The following is a 4,243-nucleotide window of genomic DNA, read 5'->3' as shown; positions in this document are numbered from 1 at the left end:
CCTCTCCCCCGCCCCACCGCCGATCCAATTGTCCCGCGTGGGGCCATGTGCTTAAATTCGAGCCCAAACTATAGCGTGGCAGGCAGCGCGATCACGGCATGCGCGAACACGCCGCCCACACTGACGTCCGGAACCGCCCCGGAGCACGCGGACGGCGGCCGAGTCCGCCCGAAGGCGTCCGCCCGATGCCCGCGCACCATTCAAGGAGCCCTCCCGGTGAGCCAACCCGTCGACCTCGTGATCAATGCGCGCTGGATCATTCCCGTGGAACCGGCCGGCGTCACGCTGAACCACCATGCTGTCGCCGTCCGGAGCGGGCGCATCGTCGGCATCCTCCCGCAGAACGACGCGCGTACCCGCTACGACGCGCGGCGGACCATCAATCTCCCCGACCACGTGCTCATTCCCGGCCTCGTCAACCTGCACGCGCACTGCGCGATGACATTGATGCGCGGAATCGCGGACGATCTCCCGCTGATGCGCTGGCTGCAGGAGGCCATCTGGCCCGCCGAAAGCCGGCACGTCTCGAGCTCGTTCGTGCGCGAAGGCACCCTGCTGGCGATCGCCGAGATGCTGCGCGGCGGCATCACGACCTGCAATGAAATGTATTTCCACCCCGATGCCGCCGCCGAGGCCTTCGACCTGCTGGGGATGCGCGGCATCATCGGGCTGACGGTCCTCGAATTCCCCACCCCCTACGCCAGCGACGCTGACGACTACCTGCGCAAAGGACTCGCCGCCCGGGACGCCTGGCGCGATCACCCCCTCATCGGCTTCTCGCTCGCCCCGCACGCGCCCTACACGGTGTCCGACGCGAACCTTGCGCGCATCGCAAGCCTTGCCGCCGAACTCGACGTGCGTGTGCACATGCACATTCACGAAACCGCCCAAGAAGTCGCCGACTCGGTCGCGCAGCACGGCGTCCGCCCCCTCGCCCGACTCGCCGGCCTCAACCTTCTCGGCGACCACTTCATTGGCGTGCACGGCGTCCATCTGAACGAATCGGATATCGAAATCCTGCACCGCCACGGCTGCAGCATTGCGCACTGCCCGACATCCAACATGAAGCTTGCGAGCGGCATCGCTCCGGTTGCGCCGCTGCTAGCGTCGGACATCCGCGTTGGCCTCGGTACCGACGGCGCGGCAAGCAACAACCGCCTCGACCTCTTCCAGGAGATGCGTCACGCGAGCCTGCTCGCGAAGGTCTCGACGCTCGACGCGACCGTCGTTCCGGCCCATTCCGCACTGCGCATGGCGACCCTCGACGGCGCCAAGGCGCTCGGACTGGACGCGCGCATCGGCTCGATCGAAGTCGGCAAGGAGGCCGATCTTTGCGCCGTCGCATTCGATTCCCTTGAAACCCGCCCGTGCTTCGATCCGGCATCCCATTTGGTACATGTTGCAGGGCGCGAGCATGTCTCGCATGTGTGGGTCGCGGGCGAGATCCGCGTGGACAAAGGGAATGCAGTGTTGCAATTAAACGACACGGAATTGCTTGGGTTTGCCGGCCTGTGGCAAACTAAGTTCAGTAACTGAACTGGATATGTGTGGCGAGTTAATGTCGCGGCGATTCGCGGTTAACTCGCCGGACTTAATCGTTACCCATTCATCCTCTTGCCCAATCGACGAGGAAATTATGATCAAACAGACCAAAAAGCAGCTGTTCGCACTGGCCGCCATCGCCTCGATCGGCCTCTCCGCATCCACCGTCTTCGCTCAGGTGAAAGACGTCGTCGTGGATGGCAAGGGCGAAATCCCCTACGCGATCGACGCCCGCAACGTTGTCGCCCGCAGCGGCACCGGCCTGTGCTGGCGCACCGGCTACTGGAGCCCCGCTGCCGCCGGCACCGCCATGGCCGGCCAGCTCCCCGTCGGCTGCGAGTGTGACAGCGACATCGTCCCGAAGGACAAGTGCGCCCCGGCTCCGGCCCCGGCTCCCGCAGCAGCCCCGGCGCCCGCTCCCGCGCCCACGCCGAAGCCCACCGCGGACAAGATCAAGCTGTCGGCTGACGCCCTGTTCGACTTCGACAAGGCCGTCCTGAAGGCCGAAGGCAAGACCAAGCTCGACGACCTCGCCGGCAAGGCCAAGGGCATCAAGCTGGAAGTGATCCTCGCCGTCGGCCACACCGACCGCCTCGGTTCCGACTCGTACAACCAGAAGCTGTCCGAGCGTCGCGCCAACGCCGTCAAGACCTACCTGGTGAGCAAGGGCATCGAAGCCAACCGTATCTACACCGAAGGCAAGGGCGAGCGTCAGCCGGTCACCGGCAAGACCTGCTCCGACAAGCTGGGCCGCAAGAAGCTGATCGAGTGCCTGCAGCCCGACCGTCGCGTTGAAATCGAACTGGTCGGCACGAAGTAATCTGGCCTGACGTTCGACAAAGGCCCTGCCTCGGCAGGGCCTTTTCATTTTTACCGAAGCTTTGCTCCAATAGCGTCTTCGCCCGACCACAGCCGAAACCCGAGCCATGACTACCAACGCCGACCCCGCAGAACTGCAGAAATTCAGCGACCTCGCGCACCGCTGGTGGGACCCTACCTCCGAATTCAAGCCCCTGCATGAGATCAATCCGCTGCGCCTGCGCTGGATCGACGAACACGCCAGCCTCGCCGGCAAGCGCGTCATCGATATCGGCTGTGGCGGTGGCATCCTGTCGGAGAGCATGGCCGCACTGGGCGCCCAGGTGACAGGCATCGACCTGTCGGAGAAGGCGCTCGGAGTCGCGCGCCTGCATCTGTTCGAGTCGGGCAACAAGGTGGATTACCAGCACAGCAGCGCCGAGGACTTTGCCGCGCAACATCCGGGAAGCTTCGACGTCGTCACCTGCATGGAGATGCTCGAGCACGTCCCGGATCCCGCCAGCACCGTCGCCGCCTGCGCGCGTCTCGTCAAGCCGGGCGGCCAGGTGTTCTTCTCGACCCTCAACCGCAACTTCAAGGCCTACCTTTTCGCCGTCATCGGCGCCGAATACGTTCTCAACCTGCTCCCACGCGGCACGCACGAGTACGCAAAATTCATCAAACCGTCCGAACTCGCACGGTTCTGCCGGAATGCCGGCCTCGAAGCGGCGGAACTTCTCGGGATGAGCTACAACCCGCTCGCGCAGACCTATTCCCTGGGGCAGGATACGAGCGTGAATTACATGCTGCAGACCCGGCGTCCGGCATAACGAAACGCGAGACATCGGAACGGAGACCGATCGCACCGGAATCGAAATAGTGCTAAAGTGCCACTTGAAATCCGGTGTCCCGCCACCAGATTTGTAGTATCAACAACAGGGGCCGACCTGGCTTCGACGTGGGTCGCAAAGCAGCGCAGTGCATACCGAGGACCAGTCACCTCGTAAATCCATCTGGAAACCAACAAACGCCAACGACGAGCGTTTCGCTCTCGCCGCTTAATCCCGGCGGGCGCTGCACCGGCAGGTCTCTGGGCCGGGTGGTCTCAGCGTAAGCTGAGCCGCTGCAGTGTCATTTACAGAGAATCGCGAGCCGCGCCGGGTTACTTGGCGCGATAGCTAAAAGTAAGGTAACTCGCCGCTACCCGGCCTGCCGACTGGCTAAGGCAGCGGTTAAATCCAAATAGGTCGGCTAAGTATGTAGAGCTGTCTGTGGAGGGCTTGCGGACGGGGGTTCAATTCCCCCCGGCTCCACCAATTCGACGCCAAGACACCCAGTGTCTTGGCGTTTTTCATTCGGTCGGACCAACAAGGATTCAGCCGATCCTCCTGACCCTTCGCCCCATTCGGGACAGGAATGATCTTCACTGCGGGCGCGCCACGATTGCTTCGATGACCTGAACGTCGGCATCGACCGACGTCTCCATGTGCTTCGCATTCGCCGGCAACCTCCGGGTCGGCACGGGGGCGGATTTCACCGCCCCCTCTCGTGCGCCGCCTCTGCGCTTCGCCTCCCGTTTCGCCCCCGGCACTCGCACAGAGGGCTCATGCCCCCGAGCCGCATGCACTTTCTCGGGCCTTGCGTCAGCAGGCCGTGCCTTGCCCCCACCAGCATCGCCCCGGTCGTATCCCGAAACGGCGAACTTTCGCGCTTCCATTGTCGATGCAGGCACCTCCACGATCGTGGCGGCCTGCAACTGCGCTGCTTCCGCGAAAGCCCTCGGCTCCGATCGAGCTTCCGTCGCCGAAGCCCCAGCAAGCACCTCACCCCCGCGATCGAATTCCGGACTCGAACGCATCATCGCCCCGCCAAGGACGATCACCCCGCCCCCGACCGCGAGCAC

4 protein-coding genes and 1 other RNA gene are annotated in these 4,243 nt (G+C 64.0%); 4 read left to right on the top strand and 1 reads right to left on the bottom strand.

Annotated features, from left to right (window positions below; genetic code table 11):
• Positions 1-216 precede the first annotated feature (216 nt).
• The 4 genes from GPA22_RS22305 to ssrA all read left to right on the top strand — a co-directional run bounded on the left by GPA22_RS22305 (position 217) and on the right by ssrA (position 3,656).
• The gene (locus tag GPA22_RS22305) at positions 217-1,536 is read left to right on the top strand and encodes a TRZ/ATZ family hydrolase (protein WP_169258263.1); all 1,320 of its coding nucleotides are present in this window, start codon (positions 217-219) and stop codon (positions 1,534-1,536) included.
• A 100-nt stretch (positions 1,537-1,636) separates the two neighbouring features.
• A complete protein-coding gene (locus GPA22_RS22300; protein ID WP_169258262.1) occupies positions 1,637-2,362 on the top strand; it encodes an OmpA family protein in 726 nt (241 codons plus the stop codon).
• A 106-nt stretch (positions 2,363-2,468) separates the two neighbouring features.
• On the top strand, positions 2,469-3,170 hold the full coding sequence (ubiG, locus tag GPA22_RS22295; RefSeq protein WP_169258261.1) for a bifunctional 2-polyprenyl-6-hydroxyphenol methylase/3-demethylubiquinol 3-O-methyltransferase UbiG: 702 nt from the start codon (positions 2,469-2,471) through the stop codon (positions 3,168-3,170).
• A gap of 108 nt (positions 3,171-3,278) precedes the next feature.
• Positions 3,279-3,656, top strand: a transfer-messenger RNA (tmRNA) gene (gene ssrA, locus GPA22_RS22290).
• A 107-nt stretch (positions 3,657-3,763) separates the two neighbouring features.
• On the opposite strand, the gene GPA22_RS22660 is transcribed toward ssrA, so the two are convergent.
• On the bottom strand, positions 3,764-4,243 hold a 480-nt coding region (locus GPA22_RS22660), incomplete at its 5' end, for a hypothetical protein (RefSeq protein ID WP_211169304.1).

Origin of the sequence: Aromatoleum toluvorans (assembly GCF_012910905.1) — a bacterium.
GTDB classification, from domain to species: domain Bacteria; phylum Pseudomonadota; class Gammaproteobacteria; order Burkholderiales; family Rhodocyclaceae; genus Aromatoleum; species Aromatoleum toluvorans.
Note: the sequence above shows the minus strand (reverse complement) of the source record. Positions and strands in the feature narration are given on the sequence as shown.

Coding starts and splice junctions, on each gene's coding strand:
- GPA22_RS22300 (WP_169258262.1), top strand. CDS start 1,637: ATGATCAAACAGACCAAAAAGCAGCTGTTCGCACTGGCCGCCATCGCC.
- ubiG (WP_169258261.1), top strand. CDS start 2,469: ATGACTACCAACGCCGACCCCGCAGAACTGCAGAAATTCAGCGACCTC.